The sequence below is a fragment of the Pontixanthobacter rizhaonensis genome (assembly GCF_012972675.1).
GTDB classification, from domain to species: Bacteria; Pseudomonadota; Alphaproteobacteria; order Sphingomonadales; family Sphingomonadaceae; genus Pontixanthobacter; species Pontixanthobacter rizhaonensis.
Genome location: NZ_JABCRE010000002.1, coordinates 719889 through 743881 on the forward strand (window position 1 = coordinate 719889; position 23993 = coordinate 743881).

The 23993-nt window shown below is 52.7% G+C and carries 15 protein-coding genes and 1 tRNA gene; 12 read left to right on the forward strand and 4 right to left on the reverse strand.

What is annotated here, in order from left to right; translation table 11 throughout:
• The first annotated feature begins 1 nt into the window (after position 1).
• The 5 genes from mltG (at position 2) to HKD42_RS03425 (ending at position 4876) form a co-directional block, all read left to right on the forward strand.
• Positions 2 to 970 (forward strand): endolytic transglycosylase MltG, encoded by a 969-nt coding sequence (gene mltG / locus HKD42_RS03405; protein WP_170010304.1) that lies wholly within the window; start codon positions 2 to 4, stop codon positions 968 to 970.
• 47 nt (positions 971 to 1017) lie between these two features.
• Positions 1018 to 1512 (forward strand): 2'-5' RNA ligase family protein, encoded by a 495-nt coding sequence (locus HKD42_RS03410; protein ID WP_343042252.1) that lies wholly within the window; start codon positions 1018 to 1020, stop codon positions 1510 to 1512.
• Between the two features lie 87 nt (positions 1513 to 1599).
• Positions 1600 to 1676 (forward strand) — tRNA-Met (locus tag HKD42_RS03415).
• A 157-nt stretch (positions 1677 to 1833) separates the two neighbouring features.
• Entirely contained in the window at positions 1834 to 2928 is a 1095-nt protein-coding gene (locus tag HKD42_RS03420; protein ID WP_170010306.1) for a redoxin domain-containing protein, read from the forward strand.
• Between the two features lie 952 nt (positions 2929 to 3880).
• Positions 3881 to 4876: a DUF547 domain-containing protein gene (locus HKD42_RS03425; protein WP_170010307.1), complete on the forward strand. Its 996-nt coding sequence runs from the start codon at positions 3881 to 3883 to the stop codon at positions 4874 to 4876.
• Between the two features lie 181 nt (positions 4877 to 5057).
• On the opposite strand, the gene HKD42_RS03430 is transcribed toward HKD42_RS03425, so the two are convergent.
• Both HKD42_RS03430 and HKD42_RS03435 read right to left on the reverse strand, forming a co-directional pair.
• Complete coding sequence (locus HKD42_RS03430) at positions 5058 to 7055, reverse strand: alpha/beta hydrolase family protein (protein ID WP_170010309.1); 1998 nt, start codon at positions 7053 to 7055, stop codon at positions 5058 to 5060.
• Between the two features lie 105 nt (positions 7056 to 7160).
• A complete protein-coding gene (locus tag HKD42_RS03435) occupies positions 7161 to 10607 on the reverse strand; it encodes a TonB-dependent receptor domain-containing protein (protein ID WP_170010311.1) in 3447 nt (1148 codons plus the stop codon).
• A gap of 609 nt (positions 10608 to 11216) precedes the next feature.
• On the opposite strand from HKD42_RS03435, the gene HKD42_RS03440 reads away from it, so the two are divergent.
• From HKD42_RS03440 to trxB, 7 genes are all read left to right on the forward strand, one after another.
• Positions 11217 to 12194, forward strand: coding sequence for a DUF11 domain-containing protein (locus HKD42_RS03440; protein WP_170010313.1), 978 nt, complete (start codon positions 11217 to 11219; stop codon positions 12192 to 12194).
• A 14-nt stretch (positions 12195 to 12208) separates the two neighbouring features.
• Positions 12209 to 12691, forward strand: a complete 483-nt coding sequence (locus tag HKD42_RS03445; RefSeq protein WP_170010315.1) for a hypothetical protein — start codon at positions 12209 to 12211, stop codon at positions 12689 to 12691.
• Positions 12692 to 12762: 71 nt separating this feature from the next.
• Entirely contained in the window at positions 12763 to 13854 is a 1092-nt protein-coding gene (locus HKD42_RS03450; RefSeq protein WP_170010317.1) for a hypothetical protein, read from the forward strand.
• A 74-nt stretch (positions 13855 to 13928) separates the two neighbouring features.
• Positions 13929 to 18941: a DUF11 domain-containing protein gene (locus HKD42_RS03455; RefSeq protein ID WP_170010318.1), complete on the forward strand. Its 5013-nt coding sequence runs from the start codon at positions 13929 to 13931 to the stop codon at positions 18939 to 18941.
• Between the two features lie 180 nt (positions 18942 to 19121).
• Entirely contained in the window at positions 19122 to 20960 is a 1839-nt protein-coding gene (locus HKD42_RS03460; RefSeq protein ID WP_170010320.1) for a proprotein convertase P-domain-containing protein, read from the forward strand.
• A gap of 60 nt (positions 20961 to 21020) precedes the next feature.
• Complete coding sequence (locus tag HKD42_RS03465) at positions 21021 to 21797, forward strand: tyrosine-protein phosphatase (RefSeq protein WP_170010322.1); 777 nt, start codon at positions 21021 to 21023, stop codon at positions 21795 to 21797.
• Between the two features lie 259 nt (positions 21798 to 22056).
• Positions 22057 to 23028, forward strand: a complete 972-nt coding sequence (trxB, locus tag HKD42_RS03470) for a thioredoxin-disulfide reductase (protein WP_170010324.1) — start codon at positions 22057 to 22059, stop codon at positions 23026 to 23028.
• A 49-nt stretch (positions 23029 to 23077) separates the two neighbouring features.
• Here the strand turns inward: trxB and HKD42_RS03475 are convergent, their stop codons facing one another.
• Positions 23078 to 23524: an MAPEG family protein gene (locus HKD42_RS03475; RefSeq protein ID WP_170010325.1), complete on the reverse strand. Its 447-nt coding sequence runs from the start codon at positions 23522 to 23524 to the stop codon at positions 23078 to 23080.
• Positions 23524 to 23970, reverse strand: coding sequence for an MAPEG family protein (locus HKD42_RS03480; protein WP_170010327.1), 447 nt, complete (start codon positions 23968 to 23970; stop codon positions 23524 to 23526). Before HKD42_RS03480 ends, HKD42_RS03475 begins: the two co-directional genes overlap by 1 nt.
• Between the last annotated feature and the right edge of the window lie 23 nt (positions 23971 to 23993).

The following is a 23993-nucleotide window of genomic DNA, read 5'->3' on the forward strand; positions in this document are numbered from 1 at the left end:
AATGAAACGGCTTGGTCTGACCTTAGGCGTAGTGGCGCTGATTGGCGCGCTGCTGATCGGGGTATTCTTTTCTAGCTGGTGGCGCTCGGCCAATTTGCCAGAAGAAACGGTTTTTGTGGTCAGCCAAGGGGATACTCTGACGGCTGTCGCTAACCGGCTGGAAGACCGCGGTATTGTGGGCAGCGCAGATGCATTCTTGCTTTCTGCGAAAATTTTCGGTGGATCTTCTGTTGTTCAGGCGGGCGAGTTTAACCTTCCGGCCGGGGCATCCCCGTCACAGATATTGGCAGCCATGCAGAACGGTGATGTCGTTCGCAGATTTGTGACTATTCCAGAGGGTATGCCCTCGATCATGGTGCATGAGCGGCTGATGGCAGAGCCTCTTCTAACGGGCGAAATTCCCGTCCCGGAAGAAGGCTCAATTCTTCCTGATACGTATGATTTTGAGCGCGGCGAAGATCGCACGAAAGTACTTGCCCGGATGCAAGTTGCGATGCGTACCTATCTCGCCGAAGCATGGCCCAAGCGTCAGCCTGACATCGCAGTGAAAACTCCAGAGGAAGCTGTTATTCTAGCCGCCATTGTAGAGAAAGAAACCGGAATTGCCGAGGAAAGACAGGCGGTTGCAGGTCTTTATTCAAATCGAGTGAAAGCAGGCATGTTGCTTCAGGCCGATCCGACGATTATCTATCCGATAACAAAGGGAAAACCTTTGGGGCGGCGGATCAGACAGTCTGAGATAGCCGCCGTAAACGATTATAATACCTACACAATGACTGGATTGCCTAAGGGGCCAATCACCAATCCGGGCAGAGAGGCGATTGCTGCTGTCCTGAACCCGGCCAAGACCAGTGCCTTGTACATGGTGGCTGACGGCAAGGGCGGTCATGTGTTTGGCGACACCTTGGAAGAGCACAACGCCAATGTGGAGCGCTGGTATGCACTCCGCCGCGAACGCGGCGAAATGTAAGCGAGCCAGTAGCGAAGTGAGAAACCCTTATCGCTGACGCGCCGTTCATTGTTACCGCGCAGCTCCCGCCCGATCTTGCCAGTTGGGCGACGAAGCTACGTACCGCGCATTTTCCGCCCGAACGGAACTTTCTGGACGCACACGTAACGCTGTTCCATTCTTTGCCGCCATCCAGCGAAAGGGAAGTCAAAACGGCGCTCGCTCGCCAAGCGGCGGCGCATCCGCCTGTTGAAGCCTATCTTGAAGGCATAATGCCCTTGGGAAAGGGGACCGCGCTCGATCTGCACAGTCCCGGTATGATTTCGATATGGGAAGACCTTGCCGATAGCTTTTTTGGTTTGCTGATACCTCAAGATGAACACGCTCCTCGGTTGCATGTGACGGTCCAGAACAAGGTCACAATCGAGGAGGCGAAGGCGCTCCAGCAGGAGCTGTTGCCGGTGGTTGAGCCGCGTCCGTTTCGGTTCATCGGCCTCTCCCTTTACATTTACCGGGGAGGGCCCTGGGAGTTCGTGAGAACATATCCATTTAGAGGCAGGTAAATTTGCACCGTTTGGTGTTGACGGGCGGGCAGGGCAGCCCTAAATGCCCCGCCTGCACCGGAGATATACCCGGCATTGCCCAATTGGGGCGGAGTAGCTCAGCTGGTTAGAGCAGCGGAATCATAATCCGCGTGTCGGGGGTTCGAGTCCCTCCTCCGCTACCAAATATTTCAGAGATATTAAGTCATGTAGGTGGCTGTAGCACTCTGAGTCTGCACACCCATTGTCAGCGTTTGTTATTTGATCTTGGAGGAGAATCCTCTTTCGGTTTCAGCTAGAGATGCGTACGGATAGTGACCGCCAAATAACACAAAGCAGTAGATGACAGATACCGGTCAAACATATCAGATAGCATCTGCGTCCATAAAAGATTACGTTCAACCACTGTGGCCTGGTGCGTTGGCTACTCCGTTTGAGACGCGTGACGAGGATGGCCGAAATATAAGTCTGGCAGATGACCATCTATCCGGACGTTCGATGATGTTGGTGTTCTTGAGTCAACCTGAAGATGAGCGGGTGCTTCCATTGCTGCGAAGTTTGGCTGATCTTGAACACAAATTTGAAGAGGCTAACGCTACAATCATCGTAGTTAGCGCGTCAAATGATGCAGCGCATAGTAGGAAGTTAAAGCGAGCTGCTGGTTTCCCGTGGCCAATGGTATGCGACTCGCCGGGAGGTATCTTTGCTTCTTATGGCTTGCACAAGGGGGCCGATATTACTGACCGGATTGTGTTGCTAACCCCGTATCGTCAGGTTCGGGCGTGGTTTGACTTGGATAAGGAGGTGGGCGCTTCGCTCAGCAAGGTTATGGAACTCGTCGAGAACACCAAGATCGCTTCGGAAGCGTGCTGGAGCCCGCCCCATGCACCTGTTCTGATTGTCCCTAACGTACTGTCCGGAGAGGAGTGCGCCAAGCTGGTCGAAGCAATGGAGACAAATACACCATTTCTCGTTCGACGTCCGCAACCGGGGGAGGTGGTCGGCAATTACAAGATTCCAGTTTATGAGCATCATCGACAGGATCGTGTCGACCTCGTGATTAAAGACCAAAACACACTGGCGTTTCTTGATGAGCGGCTGTTTAGCCGGGTAACGCCCATGGTCCAAAAGGCGTTTGCTTTCAATGTCACACGCCGTGAAGACCTTCACATCGCGCGCTATGCCGGAATGCGTCAAGGTGTAACAATGGGGCATCGCGACAATACAAGCCCGGCTGGCGCTCATAGACGATTTGCCTTGTCTATGTCTCTGAATGACAATTACGAAGGAGGCGGCGTGGTTTTTAGGGAATTCAGCGCCAGAGGTTATCGGCTGCCAGCAGGTTCAGCTATGGTGTTCTCTTCTTCACTTTTGCATGAAGTGGAAGAGACTACATCTGGCGTGCGCTATAATCTGATTTCACATTTCTTTAATTAAAGCAGGTCACGCACCGGGGCCAAACCGAGCTACAAGCGGTGTCGGCCATTTATGTAATCAATTCATGCACTTCAGTGGGTTTCATAATCCTCGTATCTGCGGAATTTCAGCGTTTCAAGATGTAGCATCTTGGGAGTAAAGTTCACAGTGGAATGCTCCTTTCGACGTCGGTTCGGTCGAGCTGCAGGGCTCGTACGACTGCACCGAACCAGCCGGCAAGCAGGTGCTTATCCCTCGTTCCCATTGATGCGGTGTGTCGCATAACAGCGGGCAGGGCACTTAGCTGTGATTGATTGCTTACTTGTCTTATCGTTGATGCGAGAAGGCGCATTTGGGCGCTACATTCCCAAGTTTTTGAAACATTAGCGAACCAGCTTCGATGGCTCGGCAAGGAGCGTTCACAGATGCTTTTCAAGTGTGGCGTCATGACAAGTTAGGAAAGAGTGAATATTACCGTTCGTAGGCTGTGATACCTCGTTGATCTACTCGACCTAGACAGCATTTAAGAGGAGCGGCATGAGTTACAGCGTTAGGGGAGCAGTTATAGCTCGGTTAGGATCCTAGGAATTTTTTATGTGCCGATGGCATGTCTGTCATAATCGGAAGAGCTATTTTGTTCCAAGATGGATGAAGGCAAATTTTTGCGGAAATAGCTTATATGTGGTCTAGCCTGTTCTTTTGTGTCGTTTCTACCGTACGGAGAAAACGCTTGGTCACCGTTCAACCGATATGAGATGAACGCTATTTGAGTTTAGTAATGTCCAAAAACCAATCGCCTGTTTTTGGGTGAGGTATTAATACACGGATTGTAGTTATGATATTGACAAGGTCTTTGAGTTTCGTCGCGCTTTTATGCTGCACGAGTACATTATCGGCTCAGCCTAACGATGTTAACCCTGTCCGTGTACAGGCGAGCCAGGAATTTGAACAGTTCCGGCCCAAAGCAGACCCTGTGAATACCAGGATCGATTACACTATTTGGGATGATGCATTGAGCGCGTTGGTTGTGCGAATGGGGCGGTCTATTCGAGAGGGCGCTCCTCGGCCATCTGCCGGGATAGGGACTCGAGCGGTTTACGGTCATGATTCCCGGCTCAGATTGGAAGGTAACCGAGTTGGCTTCTCATTCTTTACCGATGAAGTCACAGCATCGATAAGCGAATATCGTAAGGATCTTGAGCAGACAGGCAACGCGGTAGATATCTCGACGCTATCCAAGAATGAGCAACTCGCCTTCTGGATGAACTTGCACAATGTCGCGATTATTGAACAGATCGCATTGAATTACCCACTCAGCCAACCTTCTCGCATGAAAATCGGCAGTATGAAGTTGCCTCTTGATGAGGCCAAGCTTGTCACTGTGAGAAATGTGGAGATGAGCCCCAAAGATATCCGAACTAAAATTGTCTATCCTAATTGGCGTGATCCAAAGGTGATTTACGGTTTTTTTCGCGGGGAAATCGGAGGGCCGTCAATCCAGCGTAAAGCATTTAGTGCCGAAAATTTGAATGATCTGCTGGATAGCAGTGCCAAAGAGTTTATCAATTCCCTGCGGGGAACGGAAAAATCGGGCGAAAAGATGAAAGTCTCGAAGATTTATTCTGAAGCACAGCCATTCTTCTTTAATGATTGGCCATCAAATCTGAAAGAACATTACAAGAAATACGCCACGGATGAAGTTACTGAAATTATGAACAAGACTTCAACAGTTGAAGCGAGCTTGTATGAAAGTGATATCGCGGATCTGTCTAATGGTGAACGCGATCCAAATTATAACTATTCCGAAGGCCCGCAAGGAATTCGTATCCCCGCAGTTGTCGCCAGATTGATGGTAGAGCGTCAGCAAAAAATTGAGAAGATCATTCGGAGAGGTGAACTTCGCGGCGAGGTAACCTTTATAGACATCAGCTTGTCTGGTGAACCAAAAGAGCCCGTTGAGGTCGACTAACGCTTTCTCACTGCATCTGACTGGTCTGGAGCCTGGTTGTCTTTCCAATGGTAAGTTTCAGACGAACAGGCGTGGTTTTAGACAGTCCCGAAACCGAATAAAAACGGGGGCAGCATTATTCATGCTGCCCCCGTTCTTGTTGGAATGACCAATCGCCATCGCGATTGCCAAATATCAGTTTTTACAGCCCATTAGGTCCGCAATCGTTCTTCAAGAAATCGAGCATTTTCGTAAAGAATGTTTCCTGATGGTTATACATCAGAGTCGCGTAAAAGTGGTCAGCACCTTTAAGGGTAAGATACTGGGCGGGTTTACCCGCCGCGTCCATGGCCTTCTTATAATCCTTATAATGATAATAGAGCACCCGTGCATCCACATCACCATGCACCATTAATAACGGAATATTGGATTTTTCGACTTCATTGATTGGGTTAATACCAATTGTGCCACGTCGTTCTGCCCAGTCCTTCAGGGCTGTTGGCACACCGGCAAAGTTGTTTGATCGAAAGCTTTTCGCGGGATCGGCCACCGCAGCTCCGGCGATTGCGCACTGATAGATTTGCTCTTCGCGGGTTGTAGCAACCAGCGCCGCATAGCCGCCATATGACCAACCGAACATTGCTATACGGTCGGGGTCGACCAGACCTTTTTCTACAAGATACATGGCTCCGTCGTCTTTATCGTCCTGCATGGCGCCGCCATGCTCTCCGTAGCCACCATCGAAGTGTTCTTGGCCCCAGCCAACTGTCATACGATATTGCGGTTGAAGGACCATGTAGCCGGCATTGGCCAGCAACTGACCCCACTCGTCATAACCGATGATCTCATTCACGTGGGGACCGCCATGAGGCAGAACGATGAGAGGGAAGGGGCCTTCACCAGCAGGCTTGGTAACATACCCTGGAATAATCTTCCCATCACGGGCGGGATATTTGATAAATTCGACATCAGACAGCTTTGTCTGGTCAATAGTCGGGTTGCGGCTGCCAATTTTGGTCATCCGTTCATTCTTAATGAGCCAATATGACCCCGGATCACGTGGGCCGGAATTGTAAACAACCATAGTGTTGCCATCCACTGATCGGCTCGTAATGCGGATCGCGTGAGAGTAAGGGATTTCACGTTCAAGGTTCTCAAACAATTCCTTTTCTTCCATGTCGAACCAGTGACGTTCCATTTTAGCCCCCGGGTAACGCGCTGCTACAACAGAGTTGTCGCCTGCCCGCCACATCGAACTCCGTTGTAGACCCATGACGTCCGCATCAGGGGTGGAGAATAGTTTTTCTCCGATCTGACCGGTTTTGAAGTCAAAGGAATATAGAGCAGCTTTGTCGCCGTCTCTGTTGTCGATGAAGTAACCCTTGTCAGGATCCTCGGCGCTGACACCAGCGAAGCCTTGGAAACGCCCAAGACGGCGATACAAGTTTTTATGCTCATCGAGGTCGTACCGCTCCCCGAACTCTTTCCACGACTTGTCGCCTACAGCGCGATAGTAGAAAATTTGTTCGTTCGTGGTCTGATCTTGACCAGTCGTGAAGCGCGGATTGCCGTCATCATCAAACTCGGCTGTTGGGTATTTATCGTTACCCTTAAGGACAAGCGATCTGCCGCCTGTTTTTAAATTAAATTTGTAATATGAGCGCGGACGGAATGCCGCGAACGGATCTACGCCAACGCCTCCGTCATTTGGTCGCCCGCTGGCAATAAGGACATTGTCAGGGTCATTCGGCAGCGTATTAACAATACTGAAATTGCCTGAAACTTTCGAAAACTTCTTTGTTTCCAGATCAAATGAAAATGCAAGATAGTCCCGAACGTCCTCTTCTGGCCCTTTCACCGATTTCCGTTTGACCTGCCAAGCCCGGCCGAAGATAAAACGATCATCTACAAAACTTGCGCCGATAATCTCCATTGGATCGGCGTTCGTCGTGAACGGTTTTTTGGAAAAGTCTGTAGCGTCGTATATCTGCATTATATACTCGCCCTCTTTGCTCTCCACTTTCATAAGCAACAAGTTCTTGCCATTTGGCGAGATCTCAACGTTGGTCATAACATCGCGCAGAGCCCAAGCTTCGACAGGGATTGATAAATCACCGGTCTTTTGTTGCGCAATAGCGGGCGTTGTACTGATCAAGACTGCTCCGGCAGCAGCGAGAAGAGAGGTTCGAAGGAGATTCATAAAGCTACCCTATGGATTTTTTTGATTGAGGCACATTAACACAAAACGGCCCCGTGACAAATATCACGGGGCCGTTTCGTTTCAGATCATAACTGAAATAGAGCCTTAAAACTCTTTTCTGATCGACAGGAAGAATTCACGCCCGTCATAGTCATACCCGGCACCCAGAGCCGTGTTTGCGATGGCGGTAACTTCGTTACCATCAACCAACGGCGGTGCAGTGTTAAAGATATTGTCGACACCCGCGATGATTGTGAAGCCATCTGCGCGGTAACGCACCGACGCAGTGTGAAGGAATTGCTCTTTTGCAAAGCCTACATCGCGACAGAATACCCCGGTTCCGGCCACAACGCCGTCAGGTGTAAACTCACCTGTGACTGGGTCGTTAGTACCTGAGCCATTACCCAGACATGTATTTCCGGTGAAGCCGGTCAGTTGCCCGTCGGGACCACGGCCGAACGCGTCACTGAACTCATCAATACCATCTGCATCCTGCTCAACCGGGCCAACGTAACGAACTTGCCAAGTGAGACGGAACGCATCGACATCTGCCGTGAAGGTGGTCCGGCCAGTCCATTTCGGAAGGCTGAATTCACCAGCATCTTCGTCAAACGTCTGCGTGCCATCATCACCAATAAACAGGTTGCTACGCTCGATCAGGTGGTTTGCCGTTACGTTAACGCCCAGATCAACTCGCGTACCGAACAGTTGGACTTCTTTGCCAAATGTCGCGTTAAGATCGAGGCCACGGACATTCTCTTGGTTCAAGTTAATGAACCCGGCGAACACGTCAGAGACAAGCTGAGTGCCGGTGCTAGAGGCTGTGATGCGATCACAGAAAGAGCTGACCTGGCCATCATCACGTGTGTAGCAATCGTTCAGAATGAACTGTGCCGAAGGCGAGATGATCGAGTCTTTCAACTTAATGTCAAAGTAGTTCAGGCCGAGGCTCACGTCCCAGCCGTCGCCAAAGGTCTCTTCGAAAGCGAAACCAGCAGTCAACGACCGCGATGTTTCAGGATCAATCGTCAAGCTACCGCCACGGGCAATTTCAACACTGGCATTCTGGTTAGGAGCAAGTGACTGACCGGTTGTAGGATCGATCTGCAAACCAGCAGTTGTTGGGTCACGACCTTCCCGGCGACAGTTCGCAAGAATGAAGTCTTCCCGAGTTTCCTGTGCCGGATCATACGTACCAGTCGCAGTATCGAACGCGTCATCCGGAACCGCGCATGGGTCGAACAGGGTGTTGAAACCCGTCTGCGAACCAAGGAAGTTTTCACGCAGGTTTGGTGCACGGAAAGATGTGCCATAGCTGAATTTAAGCAGGAGCGGGTTAATTGGACGCCAGCCTGCTTTGACCGAGTATGTGAAGTTGGTTCCGTAGAATTCCTCGTCGGTCATACGACCGGAGAAGTTTACGTTCAGTTCTTCAACCCACGGCTTGCCTGCCTGAAGCGGGATATCAATTTCACCAAAGACTTCTTTGATTTCCTTGCTTCCTACGGCGCCGCTATCAGCGAAGAAACCGAAGAAGAGGCCGTTAGATGCGACATCGGAAGGAATCGAGTTGATTTTATCCTTCCGATATTCAGCACCAATCACCGCACCGACCGGGCCAGCCGGAAGATCAAACAGATTACCGGTTGCAAAAGCACTGAACGTTGTCTGTTCGTAGGTAGTATCGAATGAACGATCACCAAAGACGTAGTCCCGTTCAGCTTGCGTAGCGAAGTCGCCGATCGCAGCACCCAGCAAGCTAGGAGCAAACAGATTCACCGGCACACAACCAGCACCTAGGTCAGATAGTGCGGCATTTGGGTTTGCCAAAGCACTGGTATCGCACGGTGTGATTGAGCCAGGGTCGCCGAAGATAGTTTGCAGCAAGCCGTCGGAAATCCGCTGGCCAGAGATGTAATCGTCCGCAATGCCATCTCCGTTGTTATCGAAGATGCCGTCTCCGTCGAAGTCCATTGTTGGATCGATACCAAGAGCAAGAGCCAGTTTATCTTCGCGGACACCGCGAACATTGGATGAACCTTCAGCGCGCGAGTACACCAACGATGTTTCGAACGTCCAGCTCGGTGAGATGAATGGCAGATCGCCCCGAACACCGATTACACCGCGGTATTGCTCTTGAACGATGTCTTGGTTCGTACGATCGCCGCGGATCGCAAAGACCGGACGGGTACCGATCGCACCGATACCGCCAAGACCGGTTCCGAATGTGTTCGCTTCTGCAGTACGGCAATCAACGCCTCCGACAGCAGCCGGGTTACAAGGGTTGAATGCGTTGCTGTCTGGAACGTTAGGGAAGACCTGGAATGCGCCAGTATTGTCTGCAAAAATCTCGGCGCGAGTGTAATTGGCTTCAAAGAATGGCGTGATGTTAGCATCACCTGCGAAGGTGTATTCGCCATAGGCCATAACGTTGAACAATTTTTGTTCACTGAGGAAGACCCGTTCGGGGTTCGCATTGTTTGTATTCTGGTCATTCAAGAAGTCGACGTCACGAATGCCGTCACCGTCCGCGTCAATCGGGGAACCGTTGAAAAACGATTCGTTAAAGCCGGGAACGCCACTGTTGCCAGCACCACCGTTTGGATCAAGATAGACCGAACCGAGGTTAGTGAATGGAATGATGATCCGGCCAGAGAACCCGTTCTGTGTACATTCGCTTTCGGATGTACGGATTGTCCCACCGCTATCTGCCAAAGAGTTAGCGTTTTGATCAATGCCGAGACTGCGAATCTCGCCTGTAGAGGTCAGTTCACGGTGGCGGTCACAACCACCAAAGAAATCACGATCGCTCAGACGAATTTGAGCGCGCTTATCGTATTCAGCACCAAAGCCAATGAAACCTCGGTCAGTGTTCAAGCCATAAGCTGCACTGATCGTGTAGTCTTCGCCCGAGCCCTGCGGGTTAAGTTCGCCGCGAGCGAAGAGTTCGAGACCATCAAAATCCTTGCGTAGAACAACGTTACCAACACCGGCAACAGCATCTGAACCGTAAACAGATGAAGCACCGTCCAGAAGGAGGTCGTAACGCTCGATTAGCGAGCCTGGGAGCAGGTTAAGCGATGGGCTTGTTGGAGCACCTTCAACACCTGCTGGGCCAAGTCGACGACCGTTTACAAGAAGGAGTGTCCGGTCCGCACCAAGACCGCGAAGGTTCAGTGTTTGTGAACCTGGACCGTTATCCAAGACGAACCCGTTGAAAGTAGCATCGATTTGCGTACCCGATGCCGATTCGGACCGCTGTAGGATTTGCGATGGATCAAACAGACCAGCTTCTTGGGAAGCTTCTGTAGTCAAAACTTGCAGCGGTGAAATGCTAGAATAGGTGTCGCGCCGGATCCGCGAGCCAGTAACAACAATCGCACCTTCGTTTTCTGCAGCTGGTGCATCTTCAGTGATATCAATCTGTTCTTCTTCTTCCTCTACAGGAGCAGGCTGTGTGTCCTGCGCAGCGGCAGAAGCGGAAATCACCAGTGCCATTGCTGAGGCCGAACAAGCGAGCCCTTTCAGCGTGTTGTTTTGATACTTTTTCATGTTTACTCCGATTGCGACTTTAGTAAGCGATTTTGGAGAATTTCCGACATCATGTTGCTGGTTCTTGCGCCTCAAAAGGCTAGCAACATTAGTAGTCTTGAAGAGCCCCACACCCCTATGATGCGAGTTTGTTGCCTCAGGGTTTGGTGTTTGTCAAAGTTGTTAATGTTAGCTTCACAAATTTTATCCGCGTGTTGCGCCAATCACACAGAATTGGAATGTTTGCCTGCTGACCGCTAGCAGGATGCACTACCTCGCCTAGCCAACATCCCGTCTTTGCCTGCTTGAAGGCTGATATTCTATCTATCTGGTGATGTTAGGTGTCGAGCAGGCTGGTCGTTTGCCGTTAATGTTCAAGCCAAGCGGTCTCTCACCAATGACTGTGTTTGGTGAGAGCGTATAACGCCCGCCACTGGTGGCGCTATCTTAGCGTGAAAGTCCTATACTTTTCGATCAAAAGTTACCCGTTTTGATACGTATTTTGTCGGGAAGTTACTAAAGGTAAATGACGTCAAAAAATGTAAAATGCTGTTAAATCAGTAATTTAGCAAAATATTCCAGCGGATTAACTAAACCGTTTGATAACCCTTTTTGCTTATAAGTCTGCGCATGAAAAAAGCACATTTCCTATTGGCGGGGTCTCTTCTGTCGTCCTCGATGATCTTTGGATCGACCGCAGCGCATGCGGAAGGTGTGCCGGCTGGCACTCTGATCGAGAACACGGCCACCGCGTCTTATGATGCAGGCGGGGGCACCGAAACGGTCAATTCAAATACCGTCGTGCTGCTGGTTGACGAGCTGCTGGATGTCACGGTCGCCTCGCTTGATGCAGGTCCGATTGCGACCAACACTGGCAGCGCCGTTTTGACGTTCTCTGTTACGAACACCGGCAACGGGCCAGAAGCGTTTAATCTTACGGCCAACCCAGTTGTGACTGGCAATGATTTCGAAACGACCGTGGATTCGATTGCAATCGATACAAACGGCAATGGAATTTACGAGCCTGGCATCGACCAGATACTCACCTCGCCCGAACAGACAGCCATATTGGCCGCTGATGAAGCCGTTACTGTATTTGTCCTAGTGACTGTCCCGGGAACTGCTGCTGACACAGAGCAATCTCAAGTGGATCTGCTGGCTGAGGCGGTAACGGGTACCGGCGCTCCGGGTACTATCTTCGCTGGTGAAGGGGAAGGCGGCGGCGACGCGGTCGCAGGGCCGAATGGTGCGGATGATAATGATCAAGGCGCGCTGATTGTCGGCATCGCTACAGTCGATCTGGTGAAATCCGCGGTTGTGGTCGATCCCTTCGGGGGTGCCACCATCGTGCCTGGCGCGGTCATTACATATACAATTACGGCGGACGTCACAGGCAGTGGATCAATCGACAGCTTGTTGATCTCTGACCCGATCCCAACCGGCACGACATATTCCGCATCGTCGCTGACGCTTGATAGCACCAGCCTGACTGATGCTGCGGATACTGATGAAGGATCCGCTTCAGACGCAACTGGCGTCGCGGTCGACCTTGGCACGGTCGCTGGCGGCACCACGCACTCCATTACTTTTGATGTCACGATTGATTGACGAGGACTGAAACAATGAAAACACTAAGTCGCATTTTTGGATTGTTGGCCGTCGCAGCTGCGATGCTGGCAACACCTGCCGTCGCTCAATCCGAACGGGCTATTTCCCTTTCTGGAGACGTCAAAGTCGTGAAAAGCGTTACTGACGCCAGCGGCCAAGCCACCATTGAATATGGTGACACAAGCGTTGTCGTACCGGGTGACCGCCTGATTTTCCGTACAAATTACAAGAATACAAGCGCCGAGCTGGTGGAAAACTTTGTTGTTACCAACCCGCTGCCGTCGGCAGTTGTGTTGGCATCAGACTCGGCAGCCGATCTTCAGGTTTCTGTTGATGGCGGTGAGACATTTGGACTGCTGGCAGACCTAACTGTCGCAGAAGAGGATGGCTCTACTCGTGCTGCAAATGCATCCGATGCGACGCATTTGCGCTGGGTATTGGATGTCATCCAGCCAGGTGAAACTGGCCAAATCACTTTTTACGCAATCGTTCGCTGAGAAGCGAAAGGTAACCGCCTTGTCTCGTGGGCGGTCGGGGAACCGCGGGGCGCTGTAGAAGGACCAACATAATGAAACGTACCAAGCAGTTGCTTGGGGCAGTGAGCAGCGTAGCTCTCATCGCTTTAAGCACAAGTCCAGTATACGCTGCTGGCACTACGGCTGGTGATACCATCACCAACACCGTAACAGTCGACTACCAAGTCGGCGGATTTGATCAAACTGAAATTGATGCCACAGATACGATCACTGTCGACCGTAAAATCGACCTGACTGTTGCTGAAACTGGTTTCATCGGGCGCACTCAAGTGTCTCCGAACGAAACTCGGGCTGTAATCGAGTTTGATGTGACCAACTTGTCTAACGACACAGTTGACCTTGCCCTGACTGCTGTAAACGCGGCGGGTAACGACTTCACGCTCAGCAACATCGTTATCTTCGTCGATGGCGATGGTGATGGTGAATATGATGCTGGTGAAGAAGTAACCTTCCTCGACGAAGTCGTCGCGGACGGCGTAACAACTGTTTTGGTTGCAGCTGACGTTCCGATCACGGCAACAGAAGGCCAGACCGCTGATATCGTTCTGACTGCTCAAGCACACGCTGCGGGTGCAGCTGGTCTTGGCGCAATCTACAACGCTGGCAGCACATCAGGCGATGGTGATGCAAACACCGAAGACGGCACTGGTGCCGCAGCAAACATCGATACGGTGTTGGCTGATGCTGATGGTGATACTGATGGCGTCAATGATGGTGCATTCTCTGCGACTGACGGTTACGTTGTCGTCGCAGCCGATCTCACCGTTACCAAACAAAGCCGCATCATCGATGATGGTGTTGGCGGCACATTCCCGAATGCAAAAGCTATTCCGGGTGCTGTGGTCGAATACTGTATCATCGTATCCAACGGTGCGGGTGCAGCGACTGCAACTGGCGTGACTGTGTCTGACGTTCTTCCAGTTGATCTGGAAATCGACGACACGTTCGGTATCTTTATCAATGGTACAGTGGCCTCTGGTTACTGCGCTGCTGACGGCACTGATGATGCCAACAGCAACTTTACCGATAACGCTCTTGGCACCCCGGATGAAGTGGACGGTACTCTCAGCGATCTCGCTGCGAATGCTACCAGCACACTTTATTTCCGTGCCACGATTAACTGATCACTTGATTAGTTGAGTCTACGCTAGTGCGTTTCACCTCCTCTCTGCGCGATTTTGCAGCGGCACTCTTAGTAGTGCTGCTGCATTTCGTCGTGCTTGGAGGGGTGGCGCACGCGCAGACCATTACCAACACGGCGCGTGCTGACTGGGATGGCCCCAGTGGCCCAGGTTCATCACTATCAAATCTGGTCGAACTGGAAGTCGAGCGGAGTCCCGTCACGATTACCACTTTCACCCCGCGAACAGATGGTGGCGGGGGCTCGACAGTCACGTATTTGCCATCATTGTGCGGTGTTCAGTCTGTTGCATCCGCGGGTGGCTCAAACAGTGCTTCTATTAGTCAGAGTGTATCCCCCACCAGCGAAATTCGCGTTGGTCAGGACGTAATTTTTGAAGTTAATGTCCCTGCTGCCAACGTTGATCCGTCTGTTGCAGATACATTACGCACAGTTATTACCACTACGTCTGGCGACCGTGAAGAAGTCACTGTCTTCGAAACCGGTCCGGACACCGGCATATTTGTTGGCCGCATTCCGACCGTTGGCATTCCGCCAGAGCCGGTCACGGGCGATTGTCAACTCAGCTTGTCTGCAGATGATACCATTACGATTGCGGTTGTCGGTGGCGCCAGCGATTCTGTGGTTGTTTCGGCCAACGTAAACGTTCTGGTCGATCCATTTGGCATCGTTTTTGACAGCGATACAGGCGAAGCCGTTTCCGGCGCGCGGGTGACGTTGATTAATGTCGCTACCGGCCTTCCGGCAACGGTGTTTGCGGAAGACGGTGTTACACCTTGGCCTTCATCGGTTATTTCAGGGCAACCTATCACTGATGGTGCGGGCAATGTCACGATTATGCCGCCAGGAGAATATTGGTTCCCGTTGGCGCCGCTGGGTACGTATCGTTTGCAGGTAGAGCCGCCGGCACCATATACCGCGCCATCGACTGCAACGCCGGCATTTCTTGCGATGCTAGACCGGCCAGGTGGCGGATCATTTGTGATCGTCGATGCATCATTTGGCGCGTCATTCCCACTCGCTGATCCAACGCCTGTGGAAATCGATATTCCCGTCGACCGCCCGAGCCTGGAAGTCGGCTTGACGAAAACCGCCTCGCGCACTGCAGCCCAGCCAGGCGATGTAGTATTCTATACTGTCACCGCGCAGAACCAAGATCCAACGCGGGTGAAACGCAACGTTGTGTTGACGGATACACCGTCTGCGTGGCTCCGTCTGCGTCAAGATTCAATCCGGTTGAACGGACAAGAAGCGGCTGATGCCGTGACTGTTACCGACGATGGTCGCCAATTGAGCATTGCCCTTGGTGATCTGGCAGGGGGCGAACAGTCCCGTGTCACCTATGCCATGGTTGTTCGCGCAGACGCACCACCGGGCCAAGCGCTTAACCGCGCAGAAGCAATTGATGCACGCGGCAATAGCTCTGTTGCCAGCGCCGTGATTGATGTCGAGCGAGAAACTATCGCCAGCCGGATGACGATTATTGGCCGCATTACTGCGGGCCGGTGTGATGTGCGTGATCCGCGCCTCGGCATACCGGGTGTTCGCGTTATGCTTGAGGATGGCAGTTTTGCCATCACCGATGTTGACGGCCGGTATCACTTTGAAGGCGTTGTGCCGGGTACACACGTTGTCCAAGTGGCACCGATGACCCTGCCAGAAGGCGGCGAGTTCATCGATTGCACACGCTCAAGCCGCAGTGCAGGCAGCGCCACATCACGGTTCGTAATCGGGCAGGGTGGCTCGCTCGCCGTGGCAGACTTCCACGCAACTGTTCCCGAAGGCGTTTTGGGCGCAATTGGTGAGGCAGAGAAAGCCGCAGAAGAAGCGGAAGCGGAAAACGCGGCAGAAGAGATTGGCGATATTGATTTTCTCGCGCTGGGTGATGGGCCTGACGGCTGGTTGTTCCCGGAGGTCGATCACAACCCACGCGCGCCGTCGGTACGCGTCGCTATCCGGCATCGCAAAGGCCAGAAAGCCGACCTCTTCGTTGATGGTGAACCTGTTAGCTCGCTTGCATTTGCTGGCATCCAGAATGCTTCCGATGGTCATTATGCCGTCAGCGTATGGCGCGGGATCCCATTGCGCGGTGAAAAAACCGCTCTGGCTGCGAATATTCTGAATTCCTTTGGCGGAGTGTCCAAAGAGCTTGAGCGCGATGTATTCTTTACATCGGTACCAGCGCGTATTGAATTGCTTGAAGAACAATCGGTTTTGACTGCTGATGGGGTTACGCGCCCGGTTATCGCAATTCGTGTGCTCGATCGCCATAATCGTCCAGTTCGTGGCGGTATCGCGGGCGAGTTCACCCTGAACGCGCCGTATCAAAGCGCAGCGCAGATTGAACAATCGCAAATCCGCCAGCTTTCGGGCAGCGGTAGCGCGTCTGCGCGATGGACAGTTGAAGGGTCTGACGGGATCGCACTGATCGAACTTGCCCCTACTATGGTCAGCGGTTCGGTACGGCTTGATTTCAACCTGACTGACGGTGAAGTCACTCGCCAGCAAGAACTGGAAGCATGGATCGAACCAGGCGAGATCGAATGGACCGTCATTGGCCTTGCCGAAGGTTCTGTTGGCGCGAAGACGGTTGCTGACAATATGGAACGTGCGGGTCGCTTCGACAGCGATCTGGGCGATAATGCGCGCGTCGCATTGTATGCAAAGGGTCGTGTACTTGGGAAATACCTTGTCACGTTGGCCTATGACAGCGCCAAGCAGCGTGATGATCAGCGCGTCTTGGGCGCACTTGATCCGGACGCATATTACACTGTGTTTGCAGATTCTTCGAGCCGCCGGTTCGATGCTGCGTCGCGCGAAAAACTCTATGTTCGGATCGAAACAGCAACATTCTATGCGATGTATGGTGATTTCCAGACCGGGTTCGATCAAACCAGCTTAGCCCAGTACAACCGTACTGCAACAGGTGTGAAGGCAGAAGCGCGCTTCGGTCAGATCCAAGCACAAGGTTTTGCCGCTGAAGTGGCATCACGCTTCCGCCGGGATGAAATTCAAGGCGCAGGTTTGACCGGTCCATATGCGCTCAGTAGCCGTGCAATTATCGCCAATAGCGAGCGGGTGGCCATTGAGACGCGTGATCGCTTCCGTTCTGAAGTCATCGTTTCACGCCAAGAGCTTACACGCTTTATCGATTACGATATCGACCTTCTGTCAGGTACGATCACATTCAGTGAGCCGGTTTTGAGCCGTGATTTTGATCTCAACCCGCAATTCATCGTGATTGATTACGAGGTTGATGAGCTTGCTGGTGGTGAATTGAATGCAGGTGTGCGGGCCGCATGGACTTCACAATCAGGCAGTGTTCGCATTGGCGCGACTGGTATCACGGATAAGGGTGACGATGCACGGACCAATATCGGTGCGCTGGATATCCGCGCTAAAATGGGCGCGCAAACCGAGCTGCGCGGCGAAATCGCCATGAGCCGTAGCGCTGGAAAGACTGCCTCTGGTTGGATCGTCGAAGCCGAGCACCGCTCCGGCAACGTAGATTTCCTTGCTTACGTCCGCTCGCTCCAAGCAGACTTTGGTGTCGGCCAGCAAAATGGCGCTGAGCGCGGTCGCCGGAAAATCGGCTTTGACGCTCGGTATGCCTTCAATGATAAAGCTGCGATTGTGACAAGCGCATGGCGTGACGATAGCCTGATTGATAGCAGCCGCCGCAATGCAGTGCAGTTGCAAGGCCAATACCGCACCGAAAGCACGGACTTTCAGTTGGGTATCTCGCACTTTAATGACCGTCTTTCAGACGGAAGCCGTAACAAGTCGACTGTACTTGATGCCGGCGCCACGCAGCGTCTGTTCAACAACAAGCTGGAACTGAGTGTTGCCAGCAGCATCGCTTTGGACAGTGCTGAATCGGTTGATCTACCGGAAACGCACCGTGTCGGCGCTCGTTATGCCATTGCATCGGGTGTTCGCTTGGTCGGTCTGTATGAAATCGCAAAGGGTCAGAACATCGATGCACGGACTGCGCGTGCCGGTATCGAAGTGTCCCCTTGGCAGGGTGGTCAAATCACGACAACTTTGGGTCAGCAAGACATCAAAGAGGCAGGCAATCGCAGCTTTGCAGCATTTGGCTTGGCCCAAACTCTGCAAGTGAACTCCAAGCTGACATTGGATGCAACATTGGACGCTAACCGTACGCTGGGAAGCGATCCTGTGGGCGATGTTCTCAATACTGCTCAGCCTTCGGCAAGCGGTGGCCAAATCGGTCAGAACGGTCAATTATTTGAAGACTTTACTGCGGTAACGCTGGGCGCAGCCTATCGCCTGGACCGTTGGAGCGCGACGGCTCGTGCTGAATATCGTGACGGCGAAAGCGAAGATCGCAAGGGCTTTACCTTCGGTGCAATCCGCCAGTTGGGCGAGGGCAGTGTGGTCGGTTCTGGGTTCACATGGACCCAGGCAGAGGGCGTTGGCACTGCCAAGACCGAAGTGTTCGAAAGCGCCTTAGCCTTTGCCCATCGTCCCGACGCATCATCAATCGCGATGCTTGGTAAGATTGAATATCGCGCTGATACCGTGCGCGGCGCCGTGGCTGGTCAAACCGGCCCGACCGGCCAGTCAGCTCTGACCGTAACCGGTGACGCCCAATCCCGCCGCCTCATCGGTAGCCTGTCGACCAACTGGTCGCCTCGCGGTTACACTGAAGTCGATGGCCTGGAAGGATATGAAAACCAGACACGTCGCAGCGAGCTGGGTGTATTTGTGGGTGCGCGCTATAATTTCGATCAGTTTGAAGGCTTCGACGTAGCTGGCTTTACCGCTCTTGCCGGACTGGATGCGCGCATCGGTATCGGTGATCGTTTCGAAATCGGGGCGTCTGGTACAGTTCGGGCGAACTTAACCGATAACGTCACAAGCTTCTCTGTCGGGCCCAATATCGGTTTTGTCCCTGCTGATGGAACATTGCTGACCGTGGGTTATAACATCGAAGGGTTCCGCGATGATGATTTCTCCGCTGCACGCAACACCGATAGGGGATTGTACGCATCGGCCCGGATCAAGTTTGATGCCGATACATTCGGCTTCTTGGGCCTGGGTAAATAACGGTCTCCCGGCACATTTTGCCGGGTAACTAAACAGCCCGTTAACTATAGGTATTTATACGCATTTGCCATGAGGACGACGCTTTTGAAGCGCTTAGCCGCCCTATCATGGCGGGCGAGCTGCTTATTGCTTTTTGCTATCTTTTTGACGTTCACCTCAAGGGTGAGCGCGCAGACATATGTGAATAGCACGGATGGCGATATCAACGGCAGCACCACCTGTGCTGCGCCTTTGCAGCGCACCTTTAATGTCACAACTGCGTTTACTGTTTCCGATGTTGATTTAGGTGTTTTCGCCACGCACACTTGGCGCGGCGACATCCAAGTTACGCTCGTGTCACCGACTGGTACATCGGTTCAGCTGGTCAATGGCGAAGTCAACAACACCAATGGCGATAACTTCAACGTCCGTCTCAACGATAGCGGCACTCAAGTGGTCAATACGGACCCCCTAACAGCAGCGCACTCCACAGCTGCGCCGCCTCCATTCGCCAATAACTTTGTTCCAAATTCTCCGCTCTCAGCATTTAACGGGGAAGCGGCATTCGGGATATGGACGATGCAAATCTGTGATTTGTTTCCCAGCGCCGACAACGGCGTATTCAGGCATGCTGAGCTATATCTGACGGCCGCCCCGGCAAACTTTGCGGATCTGTCGTTGACCAAAACGGTCAGCAATCCGGCGCCGTTGGTTGGAAACGCGATATTCTACACTCTGACCGTTTCTAACGATGCCGCCTCTCCCAATACTGCAACCGGGATAGAAGTTGTCGATATTCTGCCGCCCGGCGTGAACTATGTCAGCCATTCCGGCCCCGGGATTTATGACCCGCTAACAGGGGTGTGGAACGTGGGGGCTTTGGCGCCGGGCAGTTCCGCAGCGCTCATAATAAACGCATCTGTTACAGCCACGGCCGGCGCAATAATTACCAACGAAGCAGAAGTGACTGCATCATCGGAGGTGGATAGCGACTCTACCCCGAACAATGGCAGCAATGGTGAGGATGACTACGACACTGCTAGTTTCACGGTCGGCGGAACACGGGTGGCAGGAACGCCGCCTGTGCTCGTTTGCCCCAACGGTTTTTCATCGTTTGATTGGGCAGGCAGAACATGGCCTCAGGGCACCTCGGCAAACAACTACACTCTTACGGGTGTGGGCGCGTTCAACTGGTCGATAAGCAGTCCGGAAGGTTTCATGGACATCCCGTCCTTGGGTGGCCAGCACCCGGTTTTGACGAACGCTGCGCAGGGCACCACTTCGCTTTCTAAGGCGATCGACTTTGCCAATGACACGCAATTTGCGACCACCACGATTTCATTGGGGACGGCAGTCGATGGGGCGCAATTTGTTGTCTTTGACGTTGATTATGCGGCCAATGATTTTGCGGATCGACTGCGTGTTTATGGCACGCATAACGGGGTAACGGTGATACCCGTCCTGACGAACGGTACTGCTAACTACGTCATTGGAAATGAAGCGTTTGGGGATGCTGCCTCTGACCCGGCAGATCCTGATGGCAACGTTACAATTACCTTTAACAATCCAGTGGATACAATTTTCATCGAGTATGGAAATCACAGTCTTGCCCCAGCCAACCCTGACGGACAGGCCATCCAGATGAGCGGCGGCGTAACCATTTGTTCTGCGGAGGCTTATCTTACGGTTCTGAAAAGCAGCGTTATTTTGGAGGATCCAGTGAACGGCACCACCAATCCTAAAGCCATGCCGGGCGCGAGATTGAGATACTGTATTTTGTTGTCCAACACGGGAACCTCAGCAGCCGAAAATATCAGCGCAAGCGACACGTTGCCCGGCGACATTACATTTTTGCCCGGCACTATTCGGTCTGGCCCCGGTTGTGCCTCATCATCCACCGTTGAAGATGATGATGCGACCGGTGCCGATGAAGCGGACCCGGCAGGGGCAAGCTTCTCTGCCGGAGTGTTGGATTATACCAACACTGCCGTAATTGGCGGAACCAGCGCGGCATTTACGTTCGAGGCGACAATTAACTAGCCAGCGGCAGGCATTCGCTGCGGACTTGTGATTGGTGTCTAAGGCTGGCACTGCGATGCAATGACAATTGATCGCGTTTTGCCTCTCAGCGGGGTTCATAATTTCCGGGACTATGGTGGATATACTGTACAAGGCGGAGGACAGGTAAAAACCGGCCTCCTGTTTCGTTCGGGCGAGCATGGTAAAGCAACGAATGCAGATCTTGCCGTGATTGACGCTCTGGACTTGCGTCATGTGATTGATCTGCGCGGCAATAGCGAAAGGCGCGCCAATCCTTGCCGGCGAAGCGATGCGTTCATGGCTGAAGTGCATTTCTTCGATGGCGAAACGGCTGGCTTGGCACCTCACGTTGAAGCGGCGAAGGATGCAATTGACGTAAATGCGGCGCATACGGCGATGGAGCGTTTATATTCCCAATTGCCCGGCCGCGAAAATCTGATTTGGATATTCAAACGCTATTTCGCGGCATTGGCAGAGGGCGACGGTGCCAGTGTGGTCCATTGTCTAGCGGGTAAGGACCGCACGGGAATGGCGGTCGATTTGCTCCACCATATTTTGGGTGTCCACCCCGACGACGCGATGGAAGACTATCTGCTGACGAATACGGCAGGCGATATGGATGCCCGGGTGGCGGCCGGCGCAAAGGCGATCCGGTCCAAATATGGCGATATTGACGAGGCCACAATCCGTGTTTTGATGGGCGTGGACGCGCGGTATCTTGAAGCATCCCGCGCTGCGGTGATAGCCGAACACGGTACAATCGATGCGTTTCTGGCTGACGTGCTGGATGTCGATCATGCACGTCAAGAAGCGCTGCGTCGTCATTTGCTGGTTTAGTTGTAGCCGAGTTTTGACGATTGATCGCGTGGCGGAAATGATTGGCTGACGAGAGCGGCAACGGTACTGTGTGACCGCTGGAACCATAAAAGTTACAGGCCATGGCATGGAGTTTACCTGCCCGGCCGAGTAGCGTTTCTTGTGATAGGGCGGCTTGTCTAACTGTCCCCAGAACCCATTTCAGTGTGGATAAGCGTTTGCGCGCTTTTGCCTTGCCGCTGTAGAGCGGTGGCTTACTTTTGACGGTTCTGGAAACACTATGGCTACTCATCATACAAAAATGCTCATTATCGGTTCGGGCCCTGCCGGCTATTCGGCGGCGATTTATGGTGCCCGCGCCATGCTGGAGCCAATCGTGGTTCAAGGGCTTCAGCCTGGCGGGCAATTGACCATTACGACCGATGTCGAGAATTACCCCGGCTACCGCGATGTGGTTCAAGGACCATGGTTGATGGAAGAAATGCAAGCGCAGGCAGAGCATGTCGGCACGCGCATGATGTGGGATACGATTGTCGAAGTCGATTTGGCGAACGGTTCCCCCTTCCGCGCGATCGGTGACAGCGGTGACGAATATATTGGCGACACGCTGGTGATCGCCACTGGCGCACAGGCGAAGTGGCTGGGCGTACCTGGTGAGCAAGAGCTTGGCGGTAAGGGCGTTTCGGCTTGTGCGACATGTGATGGGTTCTTCTATCGCGGTAAAAAAGTCGTTGTTATTGGCGGCGGTAATACAGCGGTTGAAGAAGCGTTGTATCTCACCAATCACTCCGACGATGTAACTCTGATCCACCGCCGCGATGAATTGCGGTCGGAGAAGATTCTGCAAGAACGGCTGTTTGCGTCTGACAAGATTACGCCGTTGTGGAACAAGACAGTGTCATCCTTTGTCGCGGGTGAAAATGGTGCGCTGGATCATTTGGAACTGACCGATACCGTCACCGGTGAAACGTCAACAATCCAAGCTGACGGGGCATTTGTGGCTATTGGCCATGCTCCGGCGACAGAGCTGTTTACGGATAAACTGCCGATGGACGATGGCGGGTATTTGCTGGTTGAAGCGGGCACCCCGAAAACGGAAATTCCCGGTGTGTTTGCATGCGGTGATGTGATGGATCACACCTATCGTCAGGCTGTAACGGCGGCGGGTACAGGGTGTATGGCGGCGCTGGATGCCGAGCGGTTCCTGGCCACGTTAGACTTTGCGAAGGCTGAAGCTGAAGCCGCTGAATAATAAGAAGAAACCGCCGCTCCAAAATTGTTCAGGAGCGGCGGCTTTTCGATTAGAAGTGAATGTCGAACACCGCAATGGACGCGTGGAAAATCAACGCGATCAGGACCAGGCTCGACAGGGCAAACAGTACGAAGCGCACCATAACTCTATTCGCTGTTGCCTGCACCAATGAGTGCGCAATGCGTAAGCCGACATAGATCCACGCCAGCAATGCGTTCATGCCATCACCTTGGCCGACAAGGGCCAAGATAATAGCCACTGCATAAAACAGGGTAGGGGCTTCATGCAGGTGGTTGTAATTATCGGCTTTCCAACTGACGTTTTCGGGTAGTTGGGCGCGCAAACTTGCGGGCGTGGAACCGACCAGTTTGGCCGGGTCTTCTATCCCTGGCGCTCTGTTCATCGCCGGAATGCGGGTGGCATACATCCATGCCCACATCACCATCGTCCATGCCATCAGAATGATGACAGGTTGGAAAATTGCAGCTTCAAGCATCAGAGAACTCCGGGATTATGGAAGACGGTTGCCATAATGGCGCGAATGGCGAGGGCGACTAGCGCAAGAGACGCCATTAGGAAAATCAGGAATCGGACATTCACCTTGTTCACTGTCGCCTGCCAAATGGAATGGACTATGCGCAGGGCAACGTAAATCCATGCGAGAGTGATGTCCCATGGTCCTGCGCCCATGATCGCGAGTATGATGACAGTCGGATAGAATATTGTCGGCTGTTCCATCAGATGCGTGTGGTTGTGCGACTTCCAATTGATCTTGTCGTCAATCACACCTTCCAAATCGGCACCGCGTCCGCCTGGCTTGTTGATTTTCAGCTTAGAGCCGCCTTTGGCGATGGCTGGCAAGCGTGTGCCCGCCATCCAAAACAACATGACTAGCGACCATAGGACCAGCACCGCAGCCGGTGCCAACATTTGAGCCTGCATTAGAATTCCCCCTTATCTTTATA

Coding starts and splice junctions, on each gene's coding strand:
- HKD42_RS03480 (WP_170010327.1), bottom strand. CDS start 23,970: ATGCAGGCTCAAATGTTGGCACCGGCTGCGGTGCTGGTCCTATGGTCG.
- trxB (WP_170010324.1), top strand. CDS start 22,057: ATGGCTACTCATCATACAAAAATGCTCATTATCGGTTCGGGCCCTGCC.
- mltG (WP_170010304.1), top strand. CDS start 2: ATGAAACGGCTTGGTCTGACCTTAGGCGTAGTGGCGCTGATTGGCGCG.
- HKD42_RS03420 (WP_170010306.1), top strand. CDS start 1,834: ATGACAGATACCGGTCAAACATATCAGATAGCATCTGCGTCCATAAAA.
- HKD42_RS03445 (WP_170010315.1), top strand. CDS start 12,209: ATGAAAACACTAAGTCGCATTTTTGGATTGTTGGCCGTCGCAGCTGCG.
- HKD42_RS03440 (WP_170010313.1), top strand. CDS start 11,217: ATGAAAAAAGCACATTTCCTATTGGCGGGGTCTCTTCTGTCGTCCTCG.
- HKD42_RS03435 (WP_170010311.1), bottom strand. CDS start 10,607: ATGAAAAAGTATCAAAACAACACGCTGAAAGGGCTCGCTTGTTCGGCC.
- HKD42_RS03465 (WP_170010322.1), top strand. CDS start 21,021: ATGACAATTGATCGCGTTTTGCCTCTCAGCGGGGTTCATAATTTCCGG.
- HKD42_RS03430 (WP_170010309.1), bottom strand. CDS start 7,055: ATGAATCTCCTTCGAACCTCTCTTCTCGCTGCTGCCGGAGCAGTCTTG.
- HKD42_RS03475 (WP_170010325.1), bottom strand. CDS start 23,524: ATGCTTGAAGCTGCAATTTTCCAACCTGTCATCATTCTGATGGCATGG.
- HKD42_RS03450 (WP_170010317.1), top strand. CDS start 12,763: ATGAAACGTACCAAGCAGTTGCTTGGGGCAGTGAGCAGCGTAGCTCTC.